Raw genomic sequence first — 22,379 nt, 5'->3', positions numbered from 1 at the left:
ACAGGCTTATGGCAGTAAAAAAAGAAAGAACCATTGAAGAGACATTAAAGGATTTAGAGGAGCTGGTTAAAAAGCTGGAAAGCCAGGAAAGCTCCTTAGAGGAATCTTTTGAGTATTATGAGACAGGTATGAAGCTTGTCAAGTCCTGCAATGATAAAATAGATAAAGTTGAAAAAAAGATAATTGTGCTGGAGGAAAACGGTGAAGAACATGAACTTTCATGATGAACTGTCCATACGCACGAAAGATGTCTGGAAGATTGTGGAATGCTACCTTCCAGCTGTAGAAGGGCATCAGAGTACCGTTCTCGAGGCGATGGACTATAGTATGCGTGCAGGAGGGAAAAGACTGCGTCCCATGCTGATGCAGGAGACGTACCGCCTTTTTGGAGGAACAGGAAAAGAGATTGAACCCTTTATGGCAGCCATAGAGATGATCCATACCTCTTCCCTGATCCATGACGATTTACCCTGTATGGATAACGACACCCTTCGCAGAGGACTTCCCACTGCATGGGTAAAATTTGGATATGATATGGCAGTGCTTGCAGGTGACGGACTTTTAATCTACTCTATGGAGACAGCAGCAAAAGCACTTCAATGTTCGGACAGGCCGGACAGGGTAGCCAGGGCTATGGGAATTCTTGCCCAAAAAACAGGGATTTTCGGAATGATAGGCGGCCAGACCGTTGACGTGGAGCTGTCTGGAAAGCCGATTCCGTGTGATAAACTGGATTTCATTTACCGGTTAAAAACAGGTGCGCTTTTAGAAGCCTCCATGATGATTGGTGCGATGCTGGCTGGAGCCGGGGAAGACGATTTAAAAGAAGTGGAAGAGATGGCATCAAAAATTGGTATGGCATTTCAGATACAGGATGATATATTAGATGTCACCAGCAATGCCCAGGTTTTAGGAAAACCGGTATTCAGTGATGAAAAAAATCACAAGACCACCTATGTAACATTGGAGGGTATGGAACAGGCGAAGAAGGCTGTGGAGAGGATTTCAGAAGAAGCAGTTGCCTGCCTTCAAAAGCTGCCGGGAGAGAACGGCTTTCTGGAAGAACTGATCCGGATGCTGGTTTACCGGGAAAAATAAAGGATCTGAAAAACTATGATACTGGAATTGATTAACGGACCTGACGATATTAAGAAATTCTCCCCACAGGAGCTGACGCTTTTAAGTCAGGAAATCCGTGATTTTCTAATAGAAAAAATAAGTACTACAGGCGGTCATCTGGCCTCTAATCTGGGAGTGGTGGAACTTACCATGGCCATTTATCTGGCTTTTGATCTTCCCATGGACAAGATCGTCTGGGATGTAGGGCATCAGTCCTATACCCATAAGATTTTAAGCGGAAGAAGAATGGATTTTGACGAGCTGCGCCAGTACGGCGGCATGAGCGGTTTTCCAAAGCGTAAGGAAAGTCCCTGTGATGCCTTTGATACCGGTCACAGTTCCACTTCTATTTCAGCAGGACTGGGACTTGCCCAGGCAAGAGACGTACTGGGGAAAGAGCATTTTGTGGTTTCTGTCATCGGAGACGGTTCCCTTACAGGAGGGATGGCATATGAGGCGTTAAATAATGCGGCTCAGATGAAGAAAAACTTTGTCATTATCCTGAATGATAACAATATGTCCATATCCGAGAATGTAGGTGGTATGTCCACCTATTTAAACAGCATACGGACTGGGAACGGTTATCTGGATTTAAAAAAGCACGTTACCAATACGCTGTCCAGAATTCCGGTTATCGGTGAGCAGCTCATTGATAAGATCAGCAGGACAAAAAACGGAATCAAACAGCTTTTGATTCCGGGTATGCTGTTTGAAAATATGGGAATCACCTATTTAGGACCGGTTGACGGTCATGATGTCAAGGCTTTAACGAGAACCTTAAAAGAAGCCAAGAATCTGGATCACACGGTACTGGTTCATGTGATTACCAAAAAGGGAAAGGGATATGCCCCGGCAGAAAAGTACCCATCTAAGTTTCATGGCGTGGAGCCCTTTGATATTCTTACCGGAAAACCGAAGAAAGATAAGAAAAATTTAAACTATACAGATGTATTTTCAAAGACCATCTGCAGTCTGGCAAAAGACGATAAGAAAATAGTGGCGGTTACTGCTGCGATGCCGGATGGAACCGGATTAAAACGGTTTTCCAGCCTGTATCCGGACCGCTTTTTCGATGTTGGGATTGCAGAAGAGCATGCGGTGACTTCAGCGGCAGGAATGGCAGCAGGCGGCTTAAAGCCGGTAGTGGCTGTTTATTCCTCTTTTTTGCAGAGAGGGTTTGACCAGGTGCTTCATGATGTATGCATTCAGAACCTTCCGGTGGTATTTGCAGTTGACCGGGCGGGACTGGTAGGAAGTGACGGAGAGACCCATCAGGGAATCTTTGATCTTTCTTTTTTAAGTGCTATTCCCAACATGAGCATTTTTGCCCCAAAGAATGACTGGGAGCTGGAGAAAGGGCTGGAATTTGCCTTTTCCCTTGACAGTCCCATCGCGGTGCGTTATCCAAGAGGAGAAGCCTATCAGGGGCTGGGAGATTTTAAAGCACCCATTGAATATGGAAAAGGCGAGATGATCTATGAGGAAACAGATATCGCACTTCTGGCAGTCGGTAGTATGGTAAGCACAGGCGAGCATGTAAGGCAGAAGCTGAAGGCGGAAGGCTGGAACTGCACCCTTGCAAACGGACGTTTTATCAAGCCCTTCGATAAAAAACTGATTGATCGCCTGGCAGCGGACCACTGGCTGATTGTGACCATGGAAGAGAATGTGCTCCAGGGCGGGTACGGCAGCCTGATTAACGGGTACATTCACGAACACTATCCAGCCGTTAAGGTGTTAAACATCGCGCTGCCGGATGCGTATGTGGAGCATGGTAACGTTTCTCTGCTGCGGAAGGGACTGGGAATTGACAGTGACTCCATAATCTGGCGTATGAAGAAGGATTATCTGGATGTGGAACGCCAGAACAGGGAATGGAAGGATAAGATGAAGTGAAATGAAAGAACGTTTGGATGTGCTATTAGTAAAACATGGACATGCCCAGTCCAGGGAAAAGGCGAAAGCCATTATCATGTCCGGAATTGTATACGTGGACGGGGATAAAGAGGACAAGGCAGGTTCCATGTTTGATGAGGCTGCGCTGATTGAAGTGAGAGGCAGTACACTAAGATATGTAAGCAGGGGCGGGCTGAAGCTGGAAAAAGCCATGACTCACTTCGATGTCACACTGGAAGGGAAGATCTGCATGGATGTAGGATCCTCTACCGGAGGATTTACGGACTGTATGCTTCAAAACGGTGCGGTGAAGGTATATGCGGTGGATGTTGGCCACGGGCAGCTTGCATGGAAGCTTCGTAACGATGACCGGGTAGTTTGTATGGAAAAGACGAATATCCGATATGTAACGTCTGAGGATATAGAGGACCGCATCGAATTTTCCTCCATTGATGTATCGTTTATTTCTCTAACCAAGGTGCTTTTACCAGTAAAGAATCTTCTCACCAAAGACGGGGAAATCGTCTGCCTGATTAAGCCTCAGTTTGAAGCCGGCCGAGAAAAGGTGGGGAAAAAAGGTGTGGTAAGGGAAAAGTCCGTTCATCTGGAAGTGATCCGGTCCGTGATCGGCTACGGAATCAGTATTGGGTTTGAAATCCTGCATCTGGAGTTCTCTCCCATCAAGGGACCGGAAGGGAATATTGAATATCTGCTCCATCTAAAGAATCATCCGGAAGGGGAACGCTTTCCGGATACCAGTGTAGATCCTGAAAAAGTGGTGGAAGAGGCGCACAAAGACTTAAGCGAAGGCAAATAAGGAGTCTTAGTATGAAATATTTTTATGTAATCATGAATCCGGATAAAAAGGGAGCCAGGGAGACCGCAGAGCAAGTCCGTGAATTTCTTACTTCCAGGGGAGCAGTCTGTCTGATTGGCGGTGGAGAAAAGGTTGAATGGAAGTCAGAGAAGCATTATACCGATTCAGCCATGGTGCCGGAAGCTACGGAATGCGTGATTACTCTGGGGGGAGATGGAACACTGATACAGGCGGCCAGAGACTTGTCCGGACGCAATCTGCCCATTCTGGGGATCAACAGGGGGACTTTGGGATATCTGACCCAGGTATCCAGGACCGAAGATATGGAATCGGCCCTTCTGGCCCTTTATAACGATGACTATAAACTGGAAGAGCGCATGATGTTAAGCGGAAATGCATTCCGCAACGGGAAAGAGATTTACCGGGATATCGCTCTGAATGAAATTGTCATAACAAGAGGCGAATACTTAAAGATGCTTCAGTTTAAGGTGTTTGTAAACGGAGAATTCTTAACGGAGTACAGAGCAGACGGGCTTATTGCAGCAACCCCCACAGGTTCTACTGCCTACAATTTATCTGCAGGCGGTCCGATTATCGCGCCCGATTCCCAGATGCTCGTACTTACGCCCATCTGTTCCCATGCCTTAAATGCCAGGAGCATTGTGCTGTCAGCCGAAGACAGGATCAGAATTGACATTATGGGTCCGGAAGGCATAAGCCAGGCGGCGGTGTTCGACGGAGATTCAGCGGTGCGGCTCTTGCCGGGGGACATAATAGAATTAAAACGTGCTGAAATAAAAACTATTTTAGTTAAATTAAAGAACTTATCATTTTTGGATAATCTTCGGAACAAAATGGCAGGTATCTAAGGAGGTGACACGATGAAACTGGAGAGACACAGTAAGATTGTAGAATTGATCGGAAAATATGAGATCGAAACCCAGGAGGAACTGGCGGATTATTTGAATCAGGCAGGATTTGCAGTAACACAGGCAACCGTATCCAGAGATATCCGTGAGTTAAAACTGACAAAGGTGCAGTCGGAATCCGGCAAGCAGCGCTATATGGTGCTTCAAAACCAGGGATCATTCAGTGATAAATACATCCGGATCTTAAGGGATGGGTATTTATCCATGGATATGGCACAGAATATACTGGTGATTAAGACCGTATCAGGAATGGCAATGGCAGTTGCCGCAGCGCTTGATGCCCTTCATTTCAGTGAAATGGTAGGCTGCATCGCAGGAGACGATACCATTATGTGCGCCATCAGGACTGTTGATGATACCATATTGATGATGGATAAACTGAAAAAACTTGTTACGGGATAAAGGAGGCAAACCATGCTTTCAGAATTACACGTAAAGAATTTAGCTTTAATTGAAAAAGCCGATGTGGAGTTTAAAGAGGGACTGAATGTATTAACAGGTGAGACAGGTGCCGGAAAATCCATTATTATCGGCTCGGTAACTATTGCCCTGGGAGGCAAGGTTCCAAAGGATATGATCAGAAACGGTGCGGAATATGCCTACATAGAGCTGATTTTTACCGTCAGTGATCCCAGAAAGATTCAGCTGTTAAAAGAAAAGGATGTGTATCCGGATCAGGATGGTATCGTTATTATTTCCAAGAAGATCATGCCATCAAAGAGCTTAAGCAAAATTAACGACGAAACGGTTACTTCAGGAAAACTGCGGGAAATCACCGGCCTTCTGATCGATATTCATGGACAGCATGAACATCAGTCTTTACTCTACAAATCAGCACATCTTGAGATCCTGGATCGTTACCAGGATAAAAAGTCCCATGAGCTAAAAATGAATATTGCAGAGACTTACCGGGAATATGTCCGGCTGAAGGAACGGCTGGCGTCGTTTCAGCTTGATGAGGATACCAGACTCCGGGAGATGGACTTTATCCGCTATGAGATAGAAGAGATCGAGAATGCCGGTTTAATAGACGGAGAAGAGGAGGCACTTTCTTCTAAGTACCGTCTGTTTCTTCATGGGAAAAAAATTATAGAAAGCCTTTCTCTGGCTTATGATGCGGTGAATTCCGATGTGACAGGGCGGGCATTAAAAGAGGTGGAATCAGCGGCAGTTTATGACGAACGGCTGCTTTCCATCAGAGACCAGCTTTTTGATGTGGATTCCATCTTAAGCGATATCAATCATGAAATTTCATCTTATCTGGAGGAATTATCATTTGATGAGGAGGATTACCAGACCATAGAGTCCCGTCTTGATTTAATCCATAATCTGGAAGCAAAATATGGAAAAGGTGCAGATCTGATTTTCAAAAATCTGGAAGAAAAGAAAAAAAGACTGGGTGAACTGGAAGATTATGATCGTTTAAAACAGCAGACCGAAAAAGAGATCCTTAAAACCGAGGATAAACTGGAAGGTTTATGCGGACAATTATCCTATATGAGAAAAGAAACAGCCAAGGAACTGACTGCTAAAATAAAAGAAGGCTTACATGATTTAAATTTTATTGATGTAAATTTTGACATGGAGTTTGAACGAATGGATCATTATACGGCAAATGGGTTTGATGAAGCAGAATTTATGATTTCCGCTAATCCCGGAGAGGCCTTGAAACCCTTAAAATCCGTAGCATCCGGCGGTGAGATGTCAAGAATTATGCTGGCGGTGAAAACCGTTCTTGCTGATTCCGATGAGATACCAACCCTGATTTTTGATGAAATTGATACTGGTATCAGCGGCAGAACGGCACAGAAGGTTTCAGAAAAGCTTTCTTATATTGCAGGAAGTCATCAGGTAATCTGTATTACTCATCTGCCTCAGATTGCTGCAATGGCAGATGCTCATTATGAAATTAAAAAATCGGCAGATGCTGGAAAAACAACCACTGGAATCCGGGCATTGCAAGAGGAGGAAATGGTGGAAGAACTTGCAAGACTGCTTGGAGGAGCGGAGATTACAGATGCTGTAAAAGAAAACGCCAGAGAGATGAAGCGTCTTGCTGCAAAAAAAAAGTTGAAAAACTGATCACTGGTTCCAACACCAGAATTAAATGAATTCAACTAAAATATGACAGAGTGTTTTTAACGAATTCTCACATACTATGAAAGGAGTCAAAAAATTGTCTCCTTTATTCTTCTAAGGAGGTATGTGAGATGGCAAAAAAGAAAATTCATAAGCTAATTGTAAGGGCGTTCTGGATCAGCCTGATCTTTTGTATCGGATTTACGTGGTTTTATATGAAACGGGTCATTCCGGACAAATTGAACATCGTTGCAGCAGAAGAAGAACAGTTTCATTTCTCCATGCCTTTTGATGTGACGCTGCATTCCGACAGCGAGGAAGTGGTTCTTGGAAACGGTTCCAATATTCCTTCGGATAAAATCCACTTACAGGTGAATCAGCCGTTTTCCCTCTATTCTAAGAATCTGGGAAGCTATAAGCTGGGTTTAAAGCTGTTTGGCTGGATACAGTTAAAAGATATTCAGGTAAATGTAGTAGATACCAAATATGCCATTCCTTGTGGAACTCCGGTGGGAATTTATCTCAAATCAAACGGAGTCATGGTAATTGGTACTGGTGATGTAACAAAAAAAGATGGAATGGTTGTAGAACCAGCTTTTGGCGTTTTACAATCCGGAGATTATCTGGAAGCAATCAATGGCATTCCTCTGAGTGACAAAGAAACACTGATGAATGAACTCAACAAAACAGGCGGTTCTGAAGCTGTACTAAAAGTAAGAAGAGGTAATGAGAACATTGATGTTAAGATGAACCCCATAGAAACGGAGGATGGATCTTATAAGCTGGGAGTCTGGGTTCGTGACGATACCCAGGGTATCGGCACCATGACCTACGTGGATATGAACGGACAGTTCGGAGCACTGGGCCATGGAATCAGTGACAGTGATACGGGAAATGTTGTTCAGATCACGGAAGGGTCTTTGTATGAAACTGCAATTTTGGGTATTGAAAAGGGTACTTTTGGAAAACCCGGTGTAATGAGCGGAATTATCTATTACGGTCCGGGATCCAACTTAGGAACGATTAAAGCCAATACGGAAGAAGGAATTTTTGGTACAGTAAATGAACGGTTTAAACAAAGTATATCCCAGGATGCGCTTCCCATCGGTTACAGACAGGATGTAGAGAAGGGGAAAGCGTATATCCGAAGTGATGTTTCCGGAAAAGTGCGTGATTATGAAATAGAGATCCAACGGGTTGATTACTCCACAACCCACAAAAGCAAGGGTATGGTAATAAAAGTTACGGACCCCGATCTTCTGGCATTAACGGGGGGAATTGTTCAGGGTATGTCGGGAAGTCCTATTATTCAGGATGGAAAGCTGATAGGAGCCGTTACCCATGTATTTATTCAGGATTCTACAAGAGGCTATGGTATCTTTATCGAAAACATGGTTAATCATTGACAGAGAATGCCGGGAAAGAAAAGGACAGAATCGTAAGTAACCTTACGGTGCCGTCCTTTTCTTTTCTCTGTATTTAATTATATTTCATTTTTAAATAGGATGAAACCATAACTGTGCAGGACCTGGAAGTACTTGGAAAGGCGTTCATATAAAGGAGAGGCTTCCTCTCCAAACCGTTCCTTAACAGAAGCGGAGAGACTGAATATATCACGTTCTCCATCTATCAGGCACCAGACAAAGCTTCCCATTGGATCCAGATGAATATGGCTGATTTTCGGTTTGTGAAAAAATTTCTGCGCAATCCTGTGAAAGAATCCTTTGTTTTCTACATCCAGAGTAACCAGACCGTTTTCCTCTACAGACCATAGTACCTGTTCTGCACGTACTGGAATCTGGTCCAGATAATTTCCGCTTTTTTTGTTTAGATGACTCATTTTTTCACTTTCTTCCAAATCGTAAATTTAAGAAGACTTATGATAATCAGAGCAAACAGAATAAGGCTGCTAAAATCCAGGACAGGGGAAGGAAGACTCAGTTTTGCGGATAAATTCAGGGCCTTGTCCAGACCGAAAACTGCCAAAAGTGCAAGCAGAATACCTACCAGACCTTCTCCTGCAATCATTCCGGAACAGTAAAGCATTCCATCGCTGATCAGCTGTTCTTTTTCCTTTTTTTCTTTTTTCATTCTGTCAAAATAAAGGCGTACCAGACCACCCACCATAATGCATGCATTTAACTGGACAGGAAGATATACACCAATTGCAAAGGGGAGAACCGGAATTCCCAGGATTTCCACTGCAACGGCTAAGAAAACACCCATAAATACCAATGCCCATGGAAGATTATTATCCATAACACCTTCAATAATCATCTTCATCAGCATGGCCTGTGGTGCACCCAGCTGTTCAGATCCAAAGCCCAATGCTGCGTTTAACAGATATAAAACCCCACCGATTGCAAATGCAGCAGCGACAACTCCGATTAATTCACCGATCTGCTGTTTTTTCGGAGTTGCTCCTAACAGATAGCCGGTTTTTAAATCCTGTGACGTATCACCAGCTATGGCAGCCACGATACAGATAATGGAGCCAATGGCAATTGCACCCTTCATTCCATGTATTCCGCCGTCACCGGTAGCTTTTAATACGATGGTAGCGATCAGAAGCGTTGCAATCGCCATACCGGAAACAGGGTTATTGCTGCTTCCTACCAATCCTACCATTCTCGAGGACACGGTAGCAAAGAAGAATCCAAAAATAACTACGATAATAGCACCGATCAGGCTTACCGGAATGGTCGGGATCAGCCAGACGAGGATAGTGAGAAGTCCAACTCCGCCCAGAATTATCTTAAAGCTTAAGTCCTGCTGTGTACGAAGACCGCTGCCCGAACCGCTCTGGCCAAGTCCTTTCATGGCATCTGCGAAGGTGCGGATAATTAACGGCAGAGATTTTACCAGGCTTATAATTCCACCGGCAGCAAGGGCACCGGCACCAATATAACGGATGTAGGTTCCCCAGATGGCGCCTGCTCCTCCGTTTGCGAACATCTCACCAATGGGAACAGTACCGGGATAAAGGGTTAAATCTGCTCCGAAGAGGACGATTGCCGGGATAAACACCAGCCAGCTGATAACACCTCCGGCAAACATGTAAGAGGAGATTCTCGGACCGCAGATATATCCAACACTCATAACTGCAGGATAGATCTGTGTTCCCAGCTCACCCGCATAGCCTTTCACGCGGAAGGACACTTCTCCTGGAACCAGTTTCAGTCCATCAATGATGAATTTAAAGACAGCGGCAAATCCCATTCCTGCAAACACCGTAGAGGCATTGGCACCGCCCTCTTCACCTGCAAGGAGAACTTCTGCGCAGGCAGTCCCTTCCGGATAAGGAAGAACTCCGTGTTCTTTTACAATCAGCGCGTTTCTTAAAGGTACCATGAAAAGGATACCCAGAATACCGCCGATCAGAGCGATAAGGGTGATTTCAAGAATACCAGGTGTTTCCATTTTTCCTTCAGCAGCCCATAAAAAAAGAGCAGGAAGCGTGAAGATAGCCCCTGCAGCCAGGGATTCGCCTGCAGAACCAACGGTTTGAACGATGTTGCTTTCCAGAATCGAGTTTTTCTTCAAAATTACCCGGATCACACCCATGGAGATGACGGCGGCGGGGATAGAAGCAGAGATGGTCATACCAACCCGGAGACCCAGATAAGCATTGGCGGCACCGAAGACCACGGCCAGTATGATGCCCAGAGCAATAGAGGTTACTGTAAATTCCGGAGTGATTTTTTCAGCCGGTACATAAGGCTTAAAATCGTTTTGTTCTTTCATATGTATTTCCCCCTGATTTTTTTTATTCAGTAACAATTATAATCATTTATTTTAAAAGGAGCAAGAGTAATTGTGGATTTTTTATTATAAAAAAAAGTATAATATTTTTTTTCTTAACAAAATGCTTAAAAAGAACGTATTTAAAATAGGTCAAATCCTTATGAAAGGCTTTTCAACCTATTTGTAATGTGGTAGTATAAGAGTTAGTTACGGCGTGTTTAACGTTTTTTTGACGACAAGTAGTTTCAATTTTCAACACCGGTAAAAAAAGGGGGGAAAACATGAATTCAGACCGTATAAGACCTTTTCTTCATTCGACAGTGGGACTGTAGGACCAGAATCCCATATTCGATAAATTAAACGTTTTTCTTGTCGAATTATGCGATAGAATCACGTTGCGGCATGAGCTGGGGCAAGATTATAATGGCTATACACTAGTTTTCATTTATTTTGAAGAATCAGGAGGAGAGTATCAATATGTCAGAAATCAGTATCGCTATTGCAGATGATAACCTGCAGACCTTAAATCTGCTGAATGATATACTGGAAGGAGAGGAGGATTTTCATGTAGTAGGAAGAGCGGATAACGGCGAAGACGCCTATAACATGATCCTCAAAACAAATCCGGATGTTGTCTTATTGGATGTGATTATGCCGAGAATGGACGGAATAACAGTTATGGAGCGGGTAAGAGGAAACGGTGCTGTGTCTAAGATTCCCTCATTTATTATGGTAACCGCCGCAGGAAGTGAAAATATTACAGAAGATGCATTCCGGATGGGGGCGAATTATTACATAATGAAGCCGTTCAATAAGGAAATTATCGTCGATAAGGTACGAAGAGTGGGGCAGAGAAAGACGAAAGTACCAAGTCTTCAGGGCATGAAAAAGGTGAAGCCTTATGTCAATAAAACGGAGTACATGGAGCAGAATTTAGAAAATGATGTTACACAAATGCTTCATGAAATCGGAATTCCTGCACATATTAAAGGATATCAGTATTTAAGGGATGCAATCGTTATATCGGTACAGGATCAGGAGATGCTTACTTCTGTCACGAAGATCCTTTACCCTTCCATTGCAAAGAAACATCAGACGACACCAAGCCGTGTGGAACGGGCTATCCGTCATGCCATAGAAGTGGCATGGAGCAGAGGAAAGATGGATACCATCAATGATCTGTTCGGATATACCGTGAGCACAGGAAAAGGAAAACCTACAAATTCTGAGTTTATTGCACTCATTGCTGATAAAATAAGGCTGGATTACAAAAAACTTTCATAAATCTTTAGGGAAAGATACTTCCTTATTTTCTGAAAATGCAGTATACTATAGCATAACAGACAATGCCCGGAAGGGAAAAGATAAGGGAGGTTTTTGGATGAAGAAGATTTTGTTCGTTGCATCGGAGGCAGTACCTTTTGTAAAAACCGGAGGTCTTGCAGATGTAGTGGGATCCCTTCCCAAGTGCTTTGATCAGGAATATTATGATGTGAGAGTTATGATACCCAAATATCTTTGTATTAACGAAGAATTAAGAAACCAGATGACGTATGTGGATCATTTTTATATGGATTATCTGGGACAAAGCAGATATGTGGGGATTCTTCAGTGTGTCTGGGACGGTATTACCTTCTATTTTATCGATAACGAAGGTTATTACCAGGGTGCAAAGCCTTATGGGGAATGGTATCAGGATCTGGAAAAGTTCTGCTTTTTTTCACGGGCCGCCTTATCTTCTCTTCCCGTAATCGGATTTCAGCCGGATGTAGTACACTGCCATGACTGGCAGACCGGCCTGATTCCTGTTCTGTTAAAAGACCGGTTTCGTGAAGGAGAATTCTTTCGCAGTATGAAATCGGTGATTACCATTCACAATTTAAAATTTCAGGGAGTCTGGGATGTAAAAACCATACAGGCGCTGACCTGCCTGCCTGATTACTATTTCACTCCGGATAAGCTGGAAGCCTATAAGGATGGAAATCTGTTAAAAGGCGGTATCGTATATGCAGATGCCATTACTACAGTCAGCGAGACCTATGCACAGGAGATAAAGATGCCTTTCTATGGAGAAGGTCTTGACGGACTGATGCGGGCAAGGGAATGCAGCTTAAGAGGGATTGTAAACGGAATTGATTATGACGAATTTGACCCTGAGACAGATTCGTATATTGTAGAGAATTATAATTTACGGAATTTCCGCAAGGAAAAGGAAAAGAATAAAACTGCTCTGCAAAAAGAGCTTTCCCTGATTCAGGATGCAGGGAAGTTTATGATTGGAATCGTTTCCAGACTGACTGACCAGAAGGGACTGGACTTAGTCCAGTGTGTGATGGATGAGTTGTGTCAGGATGATATCCAGCTGGTTATTCTTGGTACCGGTGAAGAACGGTATGAGAATATGTTCCGCCATTATGCATGGAAGTATCCGGATAAGGTATCAGCAAATATTTATTATTCGGAAGCAATGTCTCATAAGATTTATGCCGCCTGTGATGCGTTTTTGATGCCATCTTTGTTTGAACCCTGCGGTTTAAGCCAGCTGATGGCCTTAAGATATGGCACAGTTCCCATTGTAAGGGAGACCGGAGGTTTAAAAGATACGGTAGAGCCCTATAATGAGTATGAGAGTAAGGGGACGGGTTTTTCCTTCTCCAACTATAATGCTCATGAGATGCTTGGCACTGTCCGATATGCACAGCGCATATATTATGATAAGAGACGTGAGTGGAACAAGATCATCGACCGGGCTATGTCTAAGGATTACTCCTGGAAAACTTCAGCGATGAAGTATCAGGAGCTTTATGACTGGCTGACTGGCTGTTAAGCTGGTGTACATTATTAAGAAGGAAGCGACTAAATAACCATGAAAAATATGTATTTAACCCCTGAGGAGGAGAAGGAAGCTCTTAAGTGGGCAGAGGATTCCTCATGGGTAGAGCGGAAAGATTATAATATGGATTCGGAATATATTGCCTGTGTCAAGGATATCTTAGACCACGAGCTGTTCCAGTCCATGGATAACTATATGCAGCATGGAGACACTACCTGCAAGGCTCATTGTATTAAGGTTTCCTATTTAAGCTATAGCATATGCAGAAAATTAGGCTGGGAATACAGAGAAGCTGCCAGAGCAGGTCTTCTTCATGATTTCTTTCTATATGACTGGCACACGCGTGCCAGAGAAACCGGGGAACGTTTCCATGGTTTTACTCACCCGAGAATTGCATTAAAGAATGCAGAAAAGCATTTCGATTTAACGGAGAATGAGAAGAACATGATTCTGCGGCATATGTGGCCGCTTACACCTGTTCCACCCAGAACGAAAGGCGGAATGGTGATTATTTATGCGGATAAATTATGTGGTTTCGTGGAAACCACCGCAAGGATAAAACGTTGGGTATTATACGGTTTTGGCAGAAAAAGTGCGGCATAAGATGGAGGAAACCATGAAATTTTGGGAAGTGATTCTGGAAAATCAGGTTTTAGTGACTGCTGTTACCGGCTGGCTGGTGGCACAGGTATTAAAGACTCTGATTGACCTGGCTCTTAGTAAGAATTTTAACCCGGAGAGGCTTGTGGGATCTGGCGGCATGCCAAGCTCCCATTCCTCTACGGTTTGTGCATTAACGACCGCCGCCAGTTACCGTTATGGCGTCGGTTCTTTTGAGTTTGCTATCAGTTTTGTACTTTCCATGATTGTGATGTATGATGCCATGGGAGTAAGGAGAGAAACAGGAAAGCAGGCAAAGCTGCTAAACAGCATATTGTTAGAAAATCCTCTGAAGCTGAATGGTGAGATTTTACAGGAAAAATTAAAAGAATATGTGGGACATACACCACTGCAGGTAGCAGCAGGAGCCATACTTGGTATCTTACTTGCGGTATTCCTGGCACAATATTATTAATAACAAAGAAAAATTTCGGGGAATCGTAAGAAAATAACCCTTGATTTCTTTAGATATCCATATTATACTTTAACAAGTTAAAAAATTGTTAATTTTGGAGGCAAATTGGATATGTCAATTTATCATAGGATAAACTGTTTTTTCCTATTCAGCTTTCTGGGTTATCTTCTTGAATGCGCAGTTCTTAGTTATGAAAATAAAAGACCGGTCTTTAATCGGGGATTTGGACACGGACCGTTCTGTATCATATATGGATTCGGCTCTGTGGGAGCTACGATGTTACTCAGCCCTTTTATTGACAGTCCGCTACGTCTGTATTTCGCCTCGATGGTGATGGCAACTTTCATGGAGCTGGTCACGGCTTATATGATGATTAAGCTGTTTGGATCATTCTGGTGGGATTACAGCAGGAAGCGGTTTAACTACAAGGGTATTATATGTCTGGAGAGCAGCATTGCATGGGGATTTCTGGGAATTTTTTATTTCCGTTTTCTAAATGGCTTTGTGAATCAGGCGGCAGGTTTGATTCCTGAAAATTTTCAACGTTTTACAGGTCTGTTTCTCTTAATATTTTATGCAACTGATTTTGTATATACCATGAGAATGCAGCTGAAAGCGGATTGTGAAGAAGATGAAACGTCCTTAGTGGGACGGCTGAAAGTATATTAAAGAATGGCGGGATTCGTTATGGGTCCCGCCTGTTTGCAATTTCAAACAGCAGTAGTTTTAAAGAAGAGAGGGTACCAATGTTAAGTGACAGAAAACTTGTGCTTGCTTCGGCATCACCCAGGAGAAAAGAACTTTTAAACCAGGTTGGATTGAGGCCAGTGATAGAGCCCAGCGGAATTGATGAGAAGATAACAACCACCATTCCCCGGGAGGCAGTAATTGAACTGTCCCGGCAGAAAGCAGAGGATGTGGCAATAAAACAGCTTCCGGGTACCATTGTCATCGGAGCTGATACGGTCGTTGCGGCAGACGGTAAGATTTTAGGAAAACCGGGCAGCCATGAAGAAGCCTTTGAGATGATCCAGTCTTTTCAGGGGAAAACCCATCAGGTATTTACAGGAGTAACTCTGATTTTTTGCAAAGAGAAGGAAAACATCACCCGGTCTTTCGCAGAACAGACAGATGTTCATGTATATCCGATGACACAGGAAGAGATCCGTTTCTATGCGGAGAGTGAGGAACCCATGGATAAAGCAGGTGCTTATGGCATTCAGGGGCGGTTTGCTGCTTTTATCAAAGGGATTGACGGAGATTACAATAATGTAGTAGGATTGCCTGTAGGGCGTGTTTATCAGGAACTTAAGCAGATGTGTGAGCAGGAGGGGAAAGCATGATAAAACTGATTGCATCGGATATTGACGGAACTCTGGTGACGGACGGTGGTTATGACGTACCGGATGAGCTTCATGAGGTGATACGGAAATTAAGGGCAAAGGGAATTCAGTTCGCTGCTGCAAGCGGAAGGCAGTGGGCCAGTATTGAATCCATTTTTGATCCGGTAAAAGAAAAAATATTCTATCTTTCTGATAACGGCGCTTACATAGGCTGTCACGGCAGAAATCTGTTTTTAAATCCAATTGAACGCAACACTGTCATGGAGATGGTGGAAGATGTAAGGACTATGGAAGGGCTTGAAGTTATGCTCAGTGGTCCTGATGTGGTATACTTAGAGACGAAAGACAGAGAATTCCTTGACTGGATGGTTAACGACTACAAATTCCGTGTTGAAACGGTGGAGGATTTAACAAAGGTTCAGTCAGAATTTATCAAGATCAGTGTGTACCGGAAAACAGATGTGGAAGTTTATACCAGACAGTTAAGAGAGAAGTACGCGGAGAGGCTTAAGATTACTATTTCCGGAGATATGTGGATGGACTGTATGAGACCTGGTGTCAATAAAGGTGAGGCAGTAAAGATCCTTCAGGAAAGTCTTTCTATTAAACCGGAGGAAACCATGGCGTTTGGCGACCAGCTGAATGATATTGAGATGTTGAACCAGGCATACTACAGCTTCGCTGTGGGTAATGCCAGAAAAGAAGTAAAACAAGCGGCCCGCTTTCAGACGGATACCAATTTAAATCAGGGCGTATTAAAGATATTGAAACTGCTTATATAGGAAAGAGGGGTGCGTATGAACAACCTGCGCAGATACTGGGGAAGACTCCTTTTAATCGCGGCGGCAGTTTCCGCCATACTTACCGGATGTAAGACGGAGATTCCCCTTGTTTCGGAAATCAAGGATACCAAGCTATACTCTCTGCCCCAGTCCATGATTATACTGACTACAGAGAGAAACAAATATCAACAGCTTTATACCAGCCAGATCTGGGGCGTTAGTATTCCTGGCGGCCAGACCTTTGAAGCTTATCTTATGGACCAGGTGAGGGAGTTTCTTCAGGAAATGAAGATGATGAATCTTCTTGCACAAAGGAAAGGTGTGACTCTGACAAGTGCTGAGAAGGAAGAGATACGCAAAGCGGCCGAGGAGTATTATGCTTCTCTGACTCCCGATGATATCGCTTATATGGGAGTGAATCAGTCTGATGTGAGAACCATGTATGAAGAGTACTGTCTGTCCAATAAAGTAGTTGTGGAACTTACCATGGATATGAATCTTGAGATCAGCGATAGTGAAGCTAAGGTAATTGAGGTGGAAGAGATTGTGATGTCAGATAAAACCACGGCGGAAGAAGTTCTGTTAAAAACCAAAGAGCAGGGAGCTCATTTTTCGGCGTTAGCCAAAGAATATTCAGAAGATGCTGCCATAGAGCGTAAAATCGGAAGAGGAGAAACGCCTGGGGCATTGGAGGATGCAGCATTTGGTCTTGCTGCTGGTGAAATAAGCCCGCTAGTAGAAAATGAGGGTAAATACTATATTATAAGGTGTGTCAATGACTATGATGCGGCCGCCACTCAGGAGCGGAAGGCTGGTTTGTATACAAGCCGGAAAAAAGAAGCATTTGACCAGATCTATGCTCAGTTTAAAAAGGACAATCCTGTTACATTCAGCAATGACCTCTGGAAAGATCTTAAATTCTCCAAAGATGATAATTCAAAAACCACAGATTTTTTTGAAATCTATAAAAAACATTTTCCAGATTGAGAGATAAGGAAGGAAGAGTAAGCCACCAATGAAGCAGGAAGAGATTCGCAGTGGGAGGAATAAGCGCAGCCGCAGGCGGAGGGGAAATGGCGGACAGGAATTATTTATGAGGGCAACCATGTTTTTATTTTTCTTTCTCCTTTTGGTTGTTCTGACTGCAGGAGGATGGTTTGGTTACCGGTACGTTCAGGGAAGCAGAACTTCTCCTGAAACATTGGAATCCAGCAGAGAGGTACTGCCGGAGACTATGGGGCAGCTTCCGTAAAAAGGAGATTGTTATTGGGAAGGTGATAAAATTTGTTAAAAAAACAAGAACTTATCGTATGCCTGGATATGGATATGTTAAGAAAAGTACTAAATATATTGGATTCGTACAAAATAAAGTACGAATCCAAAGTATTCAACCATAATAATCAATGGGGAAGTACTGGGAGTCGACGTGGCATGTTTGGTAATTTATTTGTTGGTAGTGCTGATCAATATATCGTCTATGTTTCAAAAGATGATTACGAACTGGCAAAAAGCAAAATAGCCGGCAAACTATGAGCTACAGCATGACTCAGGATTAATAGAAAATTTTTAACCCCCAGATTTCTGTCATAGAGAATGGAAATCTGGGGGTTAAAGTGTTTCATAAACTTTTAAGCTTTAAAGAATGCTTCTGCCAGTCTTACCAGTGCTTCCTGGTCTTTCACACCCATAAGCTCTCTGGCTGAATGCATGGCAAGCATGGGGACACCCACATCGACTGTGCGCATGGTCAGCAGGGCAGAAGAGATGCTGCCTAATGTAGACCCTCCCTTTACGTCGGAACGGTTTGAAAACTTCTTGTAAGGAATGTCGGCTGCACGGCAGATGCCTTCGATCACGCCGGTGCAGTATGCATCGGTTGCATAGGCCTGGCTTGCCGCCAGCTTAATTGCCACACCGTCTCCCATCATAATCTGGTTTTTAATATCACATTTTTCTCCGTGGTTTGGGTGAATGGCATGAGCCACATCCATGGAGAGAAGAAATCCGCTTAACAAAGCATTTAAAAAATCGGTTCTGGTATATCCAAGGGCTGCGTAAACCTTTTCCAGAATATGTTCCGTTAATGCAGAGGCTGCTCCCTGCTTTGTACGGCTTCCGATCTCTTCATTATCATACAGGGCAATGGCATGGATTCCCTGGCTGTGTGTATCTGAAAGAATGCCGCTTAAGCATGCAGAAACGGAAGTGATGTTATCAAGTCTGGGTGCGGAGTAAAATTCATTTTCAAGGCCAAGGGTGGTTCCTGATTCATAATTGTATATGTAGATTTCGTAATCCAGGATGTCTTCTTTCTTAACGCCTGCTTCTTTTGCCAGTGCATCGATGAAAAAGCTTTCTTTGTTCAGTTCATCAGTGATGCGTGTAATCAGTGGCAGCATATCCACCTGGGCATTTATGGGGAATCCTTCATTGGCATTGCGGTTCATGTGAATGGCAAGATTGGGAACCGTTAGAACCGGACGGGAAAAATCGATGTAGATAGTCCGGGGCTTCATAAGGGAATCACCTGTTACGCTGACCTTGCCAGCCATGGATAAAGGACGGTCCAGCCAGGTATTTAAAAGAGGTCCCCCATAGACCTCAACGTTTAATTTACCGTATCCCAGAGAGGTTACTTCCGGAGAGGGCTTAACCTTCAAGCAGGGCCAGTCGGTATGAGACGCTGCCAGCTTCAGTTGTGGGACGTCTGTCAGTGAACTTCCTACTGTAAAAGCAATTAAGGTGGAGTCAAATGCGTTTATATAGTAGGAGCCGCCCTGTTTTAATTCCCAGGGCTCTGCTAAAGGAAGTTCTTTAAATCCGCCTGCACTAAGCCGGCCGGCAGCCGCCAGAATACAGTGATAGGGAGAAACGGATGCGGCAATCAGTTCTTCCAGCTGTTTGAAATCATTCATATCATTATCCTCTTTTCTCATTTCCTGTTGGTTCCTGTCAGAAACCCATGGAACTATTATAACATAGAAGGCGGTGGTTTGGAATACCGGAGGGAGTCTGAAATCTGCGTTGACATGGGAAGAGTTTCCGTTGTATAGTTAACGGAGAATAAACGGATGGGGAGAATGAGACCATGATTGCATTGAATATAGAAGAGATGAAGCCCTTTACGTCCAAGCTGTTTGTAGGGGAAGTCTTTGACCGCTTTCTTATAAAAGAAGCTTCCATTACAACTTTTAATACATTTACCATCGACGGAGCCATACGGTCTGGCTATTATACGGAGGATGAGAAGGAAGCGCTGAACTTAGGAGAGTTATCCACCTGGGCCATGATGAAGCCCTTCTGTTTCTCTTTAATAAAAGGGAAACGGCTGCCAAAAAGTTTTAAGATAGTCATGCAGCTGCCAAAAGAGGATACGGAGCGATTTCTTTCAGAAAGGCAGATCTCCCTTCACACCAGTGAGGTAAAGGGGCTCTATATGAATATCAGATATGAAGACGACAGGCTGACCTGTGTGACTGGAAGTTCTGTCTCTGTTTTTACCATGGATAAGACACTGGATCAGGAATGGGACCAGGAAGTAAAAGCGTTTTTAAAACAAAACCAGATTGTTTATCTGGAGGAATAACATTATCAGCACTCAAACCGTTTGAGTGCTGATTTTCTATTGACATTTCCATTTCTCCGTATTAAAATACTCTTTGAGGAATGATTTGTGAAAATTCCAGGATGAGAATGGAATATAAATAGAAAAAGAGATGAAGGAGTGTTCTGATATGGCAAAAACAGGAAGCTTAACGATTAACAGCGAAAACATTTTTCCGATTATAAAAAAATGGTTGTACTCAGATCATGATATTTTCTACCGTGAGCTGGTATCCAACGGCTGCGATGCCATCACAAAGCTGAAAAAGCTGGATGTTATGGGAGAATGGCAGAAACCGGATGATCTGGAGTTTAAGATTGAAGTAATCACCGATTCCAATGAAAAGACTATCACTTTTATCGATAACGGTATTGGTATGACCATGGAAGAAGTTGATGAATACATTAACCAGATCGCGTTCTCCGGAGCAAAGGATTTTCTTGAAAAGTATAAGGACAAGACCAATGAGGATCAGATTATAGGACATTTCGGACTTGGCTTTTATTCTGCCTTCATGGTTGCAGATAAGGTGACAATTGATACCCGGTCCTACAAAGAAGGATCCGTACCGGTACACTGGGAGTCTGACGGCGGTACAGAGTATGAGATGGCAGAAGGAGAGAAAGAGGGATTTGGTACCACCATTAAGCTTTATCTCAATGAAGACTGCCTGGAATTTTGCAATGAATACAGAGCAAGGGAAGTTTTAGAGAAGTATTGCTCCTTTATGCCGGTTGCGATTTATTTAACCAACTTAACTGCAGAACCTCAGTTTGAGACTATCGAAAAGGAAGAACTGACTGATAAAGATACTGTGGTAGAGACCATCGTTGAGGAAGCAAAGACAGAAGAAGTAGAGAAGGAGAACGGTGAAAAAGAAACCGTGGAAGTATCTCCTGCCAAAGAAAAATATAAGATTAAAAAACGACCGGTGACAGTGAATGACACCAATCCTCTCTGGAATAAACACCCCAATGAATGTTCAGAAGAAGATTACAAGGACTTTTACCGTAAGGTATTCCATGATTATAAAGAGCCTTTATTCTGGATTCATTTAAACATGGATTATCCGTTTAATTTAAAGGGAATTCTCTATTTCCCAAAACTGAATTTAAACTATGACAGTCTGGATGGAACGATTAAGCTGTATAACAATCAGGTATTTATTGCAGATAACATCAAGGAAGTGATACCGGAATTCTTAATGCTCTTAAAGGGTGTGATTGACTGTCCTGATCTTCCTTTAAACGTATCAAGAAGTGCACTGCAGAATGACGGATTTGTTAAGAAAATCTCAGATTATATCACGAAAAAAGTAGCGGATAAGCTGACCGGTATGTTTAAGACAGATCGTGAGAATTATGAAAAATACTGGTCAGACATTCATCCATTCATTAAATTCGGCTGTTTAAAAGATGAAAAATTTGCAGAGAAGATCAATGATTCCATTCTCTTTAAGAACCTGGAAGGCAAGTTTTTAACACTGGCTGACTGTCTGGAAGAGAACAAGGAAAAGCATGAAAACCGGGTATTTTACATTACCAATGAAAAAGAACAGAGCCAGTATATCAACCTGTTTAAAGAAGCTGGTCTGGATGCAGTTTATTTAACGGAGAATATCGATAATCCATTTGTGGGATATTTAGAGCAGAAGAATGAAAATGTTAAGTTTTTGTGCATTAACTCCGACTTATCCGATATCTTTAAAGAAGAAGTTACGGAAGAAGGCAAGGAAGCCATGAAGTCTGATGTGGAAGCATTGACAGAGCTTTTCCGTAAAGCATTAAATAAAGAAAATTTAGAGGTAAAGGTTGAGAAGTTAAAGAACGATGCGGTATCTTCCATGATTACAGTTTCTGAAGAATCACGCCGTATGCAGGAAATGATGAAGATGTATACCATGCCAGGAATGGATGCTTCCATGTTTGGTGCAGGTGGAGAAACACTGGTACTTAATTATAACAACAAGCTGGTTCAGTATGTGTTAAACCATAAAGATGGTGCTCATACCAATGCTATTTGTGAGCAGCTTTATGACCTTGCGGCATTAAGCCATGGTTCTCTGACACCGGAACGCATGACAGGCTTTATAGCAAGAAGCAATGAGCTGATGTTAATCATGGCAGAAGAATAAAATTTATACAGCAGATAAAAAGAC

Annotated in this window: 23 protein-coding genes; 20 read left to right on the top strand and 3 right to left on the bottom strand. The window is 43.1% G+C overall.

The annotated features are described in order from the left end of the window. The first annotated feature begins 8 nt into the window (after window positions 1-8). The 8 genes from xseB to spoIVB all read left to right on the top strand — a co-directional run bounded on the left by xseB (window position 9) and on the right by spoIVB (window position 8,246). A complete protein-coding gene (gene xseB / locus CRO04_RS04585) occupies window positions 9-224 on the top strand; it encodes an exodeoxyribonuclease VII small subunit (RefSeq protein ID WP_097003037.1) in 216 nt (71 codons plus the stop codon). Beyond that, entirely contained in the window at window positions 211-1,098 is an 888-nt protein-coding gene (locus CRO04_RS04580) for a polyprenyl synthetase family protein (RefSeq protein ID WP_097003036.1), read from the top strand. The genes xseB and CRO04_RS04580 overlap by 14 nt, the downstream gene beginning before the upstream one ends. A 15-nt stretch (window positions 1,099-1,113) precedes the next feature. Next, window positions 1,114-3,015, top strand: a complete 1,902-nt coding sequence (gene dxs, locus CRO04_RS04575; RefSeq protein ID WP_097003035.1) for a 1-deoxy-D-xylulose-5-phosphate synthase — start codon at window positions 1,114-1,116, stop codon at window positions 3,013-3,015. Between the two features lies 1 nt (window position 3,016). Then, window positions 3,017-3,832: a TlyA family RNA methyltransferase gene (locus CRO04_RS04570; protein ID WP_097003034.1), complete on the top strand. Its 816-nt coding sequence runs from the start codon at window positions 3,017-3,019 to the stop codon at window positions 3,830-3,832. Window positions 3,833-3,843: 11 nt separating this feature from the next. Then, window positions 3,844-4,701 carry an NAD(+)/NADH kinase gene (locus tag CRO04_RS04565; protein ID WP_097003033.1) on the top strand — a complete coding sequence of 286 codons (858 nt, stop codon included), beginning with the start codon at window positions 3,844-3,846 and terminating at the stop codon, window positions 4,699-4,701. Window positions 4,702-4,713: 12 nt separating this feature from the next. Further along, window positions 4,714-5,163, top strand: coding sequence for an arginine repressor (argR, locus tag CRO04_RS04560; protein ID WP_097003032.1), 450 nt, complete (start codon window positions 4,714-4,716; stop codon window positions 5,161-5,163). Between the two features lie 12 nt (window positions 5,164-5,175). Further along, window positions 5,176-6,843 carry a DNA repair protein RecN gene (recN, locus tag CRO04_RS04555; RefSeq protein WP_097003031.1) on the top strand — a complete coding sequence of 556 codons (1,668 nt, stop codon included), beginning with the start codon at window positions 5,176-5,178 and terminating at the stop codon, window positions 6,841-6,843. A 128-nt stretch (window positions 6,844-6,971) separates the two neighbouring features. Continuing rightward, a complete protein-coding gene (gene spoIVB, locus CRO04_RS04550) occupies window positions 6,972-8,246 on the top strand; it encodes a SpoIVB peptidase (protein WP_097003030.1) in 1,275 nt (424 codons plus the stop codon). 77 nt (window positions 8,247-8,323) lie between these two features. Here spoIVB and CRO04_RS04545 read toward each other — a convergent pair whose 3' ends face one another. Next, a complete protein-coding gene (locus tag CRO04_RS04545; RefSeq protein ID WP_097003029.1) occupies window positions 8,324-8,680 on the bottom strand; it encodes a PqqD family protein in 357 nt (118 codons plus the stop codon). Further along, on the bottom strand, window positions 8,677-10,584 hold the full coding sequence (locus CRO04_RS04540) for an OPT family oligopeptide transporter (protein WP_097003028.1): 1,908 nt from the start codon (window positions 10,582-10,584) through the stop codon (window positions 8,677-8,679). Before CRO04_RS04540 ends, CRO04_RS04545 begins: the two co-directional genes overlap by 4 nt. A gap of 477 nt (window positions 10,585-11,061) precedes the next feature. Here CRO04_RS04540 and spo0A point away from each other — a divergent pair, with 477 nt between their 5' ends. The 10 genes from spo0A (at window position 11,062) to CRO04_RS04490 (ending at window position 18,150) form a co-directional block, all read left to right on the top strand. Continuing rightward, window positions 11,062-11,868, top strand: a complete 807-nt coding sequence (gene spo0A / locus CRO04_RS04535; protein WP_097003027.1) for a sporulation transcription factor Spo0A — start codon at window positions 11,062-11,064, stop codon at window positions 11,866-11,868. A gap of 97 nt (window positions 11,869-11,965) precedes the next feature. Further along, complete coding sequence (gene glgA, locus CRO04_RS04530) at window positions 11,966-13,411, top strand: glycogen synthase GlgA (RefSeq protein WP_097003026.1); 1,446 nt, start codon at window positions 11,966-11,968, stop codon at window positions 13,409-13,411. 129 nt (window positions 13,412-13,540) lie between these two features. Further along, entirely contained in the window at window positions 13,541-14,020 is a 480-nt protein-coding gene (locus tag CRO04_RS04525) for an HD domain-containing protein (RefSeq protein ID WP_207654400.1), read from the top strand. Window positions 14,021-14,033: 13 nt separating this feature from the next. Next, window positions 14,034-14,492, top strand: coding sequence for a divergent PAP2 family protein (locus tag CRO04_RS04520; RefSeq protein WP_097003024.1), 459 nt, complete (start codon window positions 14,034-14,036; stop codon window positions 14,490-14,492). Between the two features lie 111 nt (window positions 14,493-14,603). After that, window positions 14,604-15,161 (top strand): putative ABC transporter permease, encoded by a 558-nt coding sequence (locus CRO04_RS04515; protein ID WP_097003023.1) that lies wholly within the window; start codon window positions 14,604-14,606, stop codon window positions 15,159-15,161. A 77-nt stretch (window positions 15,162-15,238) separates the two neighbouring features. Next, window positions 15,239-15,835 (top strand): Maf family protein, encoded by a 597-nt coding sequence (locus tag CRO04_RS04510; RefSeq protein WP_097003022.1) that lies wholly within the window; start codon window positions 15,239-15,241, stop codon window positions 15,833-15,835. Then, window positions 15,832-16,617, top strand: a complete 786-nt coding sequence (locus CRO04_RS04505) for an HAD family hydrolase (protein WP_097003021.1) — start codon at window positions 15,832-15,834, stop codon at window positions 16,615-16,617. Before CRO04_RS04510 ends, CRO04_RS04505 begins: the two co-directional genes overlap by 4 nt. Before the next feature lie 15 nt (window positions 16,618-16,632). After that, window positions 16,633-17,604 (top strand): peptidylprolyl isomerase, encoded by a 972-nt coding sequence (locus tag CRO04_RS04500; RefSeq protein WP_097003020.1) that lies wholly within the window; start codon window positions 16,633-16,635, stop codon window positions 17,602-17,604. Window positions 17,605-17,632: 28 nt separating this feature from the next. Continuing rightward, window positions 17,633-17,869, top strand: a complete 237-nt coding sequence (locus CRO04_RS04495) for a hypothetical protein (protein ID WP_097003019.1) — start codon at window positions 17,633-17,635, stop codon at window positions 17,867-17,869. Between the two features lie 32 nt (window positions 17,870-17,901). After that, window positions 17,902-18,150 carry a hypothetical protein gene (locus tag CRO04_RS04490; RefSeq protein ID WP_097003018.1) on the top strand — a complete coding sequence of 83 codons (249 nt, stop codon included), beginning with the start codon at window positions 17,902-17,904 and terminating at the stop codon, window positions 18,148-18,150. A gap of 95 nt (window positions 18,151-18,245) precedes the next feature. On the opposite strand, the gene CRO04_RS04485 is transcribed toward CRO04_RS04490, so the two are convergent. Next, window positions 18,246-19,532 (bottom strand): M18 family aminopeptidase, encoded by a 1,287-nt coding sequence (locus CRO04_RS04485; RefSeq protein WP_207654392.1) that lies wholly within the window; start codon window positions 19,530-19,532, stop codon window positions 18,246-18,248. A gap of 173 nt (window positions 19,533-19,705) precedes the next feature. Here CRO04_RS04485 and CRO04_RS04480 point away from each other — a divergent pair, with 173 nt between their 5' ends. Beyond that, window positions 19,706-20,203, top strand: coding sequence for a DUF5721 family protein (locus CRO04_RS04480; RefSeq protein WP_097003016.1), 498 nt, complete (start codon window positions 19,706-19,708; stop codon window positions 20,201-20,203). A 148-nt stretch (window positions 20,204-20,351) separates the two neighbouring features. After that, the gene (gene htpG, locus CRO04_RS04475; RefSeq protein ID WP_097003015.1) at window positions 20,352-22,355 is read left to right on the top strand and encodes a molecular chaperone HtpG; all 2,004 of its coding nucleotides are present in this window, start codon (window positions 20,352-20,354) and stop codon (window positions 22,353-22,355) included. Window positions 22,356-22,379: the final 24 nt, after the last annotated feature.

The organism is Lacrimispora amygdalina (assembly GCF_900205965.1).
Lineage (GTDB): Bacteria > Bacillota > Clostridia > Lachnospirales > Lachnospiraceae > Lacrimispora > Lacrimispora amygdalina_A.
Note: the sequence above shows the minus strand (reverse complement) of the source record. Positions and strands in the feature narration are given on the sequence as shown.

Coding starts and splice junctions, on each gene's coding strand:
- htpG (WP_097003015.1), top strand. CDS start 20,352: ATGGCAAAAACAGGAAGCTTAACGATTAACAGCGAAAACATTTTTCCG.
- CRO04_RS04510 (WP_097003022.1), top strand. CDS start 15,239: ATGTTAAGTGACAGAAAACTTGTGCTTGCTTCGGCATCACCCAGGAGA.
- spo0A (WP_097003027.1), top strand. CDS start 11,062: ATGTCAGAAATCAGTATCGCTATTGCAGATGATAACCTGCAGACCTTA.
- CRO04_RS04580 (WP_097003036.1), top strand. CDS start 211: ATGAACTTTCATGATGAACTGTCCATACGCACGAAAGATGTCTGGAAG.
- CRO04_RS04500 (WP_097003020.1), top strand. CDS start 16,633: ATGAACAACCTGCGCAGATACTGGGGAAGACTCCTTTTAATCGCGGCG.
- dxs (WP_097003035.1), top strand. CDS start 1,114: ATGATACTGGAATTGATTAACGGACCTGACGATATTAAGAAATTCTCC.
- CRO04_RS04485 (WP_207654392.1), bottom strand. CDS start 19,532: ATGAATGATTTCAAACAGCTGGAAGAACTGATTGCCGCATCCGTTTCT.
- CRO04_RS04525 (WP_207654400.1), top strand. CDS start 13,541: ATGGATTCGGAATATATTGCCTGTGTCAAGGATATCTTAGACCACGAG.
- CRO04_RS04515 (WP_097003023.1), top strand. CDS start 14,604: ATGTCAATTTATCATAGGATAAACTGTTTTTTCCTATTCAGCTTTCTG.
- spoIVB (WP_097003030.1), top strand. CDS start 6,972: ATGGCAAAAAAGAAAATTCATAAGCTAATTGTAAGGGCGTTCTGGATC.
- CRO04_RS04480 (WP_097003016.1), top strand. CDS start 19,706: ATGATTGCATTGAATATAGAAGAGATGAAGCCCTTTACGTCCAAGCTG.
- CRO04_RS04570 (WP_097003034.1), top strand. CDS start 3,017: ATGAAAGAACGTTTGGATGTGCTATTAGTAAAACATGGACATGCCCAG.
- CRO04_RS04520 (WP_097003024.1), top strand. CDS start 14,034: ATGAAATTTTGGGAAGTGATTCTGGAAAATCAGGTTTTAGTGACTGCT.
- glgA (WP_097003026.1), top strand. CDS start 11,966: ATGAAGAAGATTTTGTTCGTTGCATCGGAGGCAGTACCTTTTGTAAAA.
- CRO04_RS04495 (WP_097003019.1), top strand. CDS start 17,633: ATGAAGCAGGAAGAGATTCGCAGTGGGAGGAATAAGCGCAGCCGCAGG.
- CRO04_RS04505 (WP_097003021.1), top strand. CDS start 15,832: ATGATAAAACTGATTGCATCGGATATTGACGGAACTCTGGTGACGGAC.
- argR (WP_097003032.1), top strand. CDS start 4,714: ATGAAACTGGAGAGACACAGTAAGATTGTAGAATTGATCGGAAAATAT.
- CRO04_RS04545 (WP_097003029.1), bottom strand. CDS start 8,680: ATGAGTCATCTAAACAAAAAAAGCGGAAATTATCTGGACCAGATTCCA.
- xseB (WP_097003037.1), top strand. CDS start 9: ATGGCAGTAAAAAAAGAAAGAACCATTGAAGAGACATTAAAGGATTTA.
- CRO04_RS04540 (WP_097003028.1), bottom strand. CDS start 10,584: ATGAAAGAACAAAACGATTTTAAGCCTTATGTACCGGCTGAAAAAATC.
- recN (WP_097003031.1), top strand. CDS start 5,176: ATGCTTTCAGAATTACACGTAAAGAATTTAGCTTTAATTGAAAAAGCC.
- CRO04_RS04565 (WP_097003033.1), top strand. CDS start 3,844: ATGAAATATTTTTATGTAATCATGAATCCGGATAAAAAGGGAGCCAGG.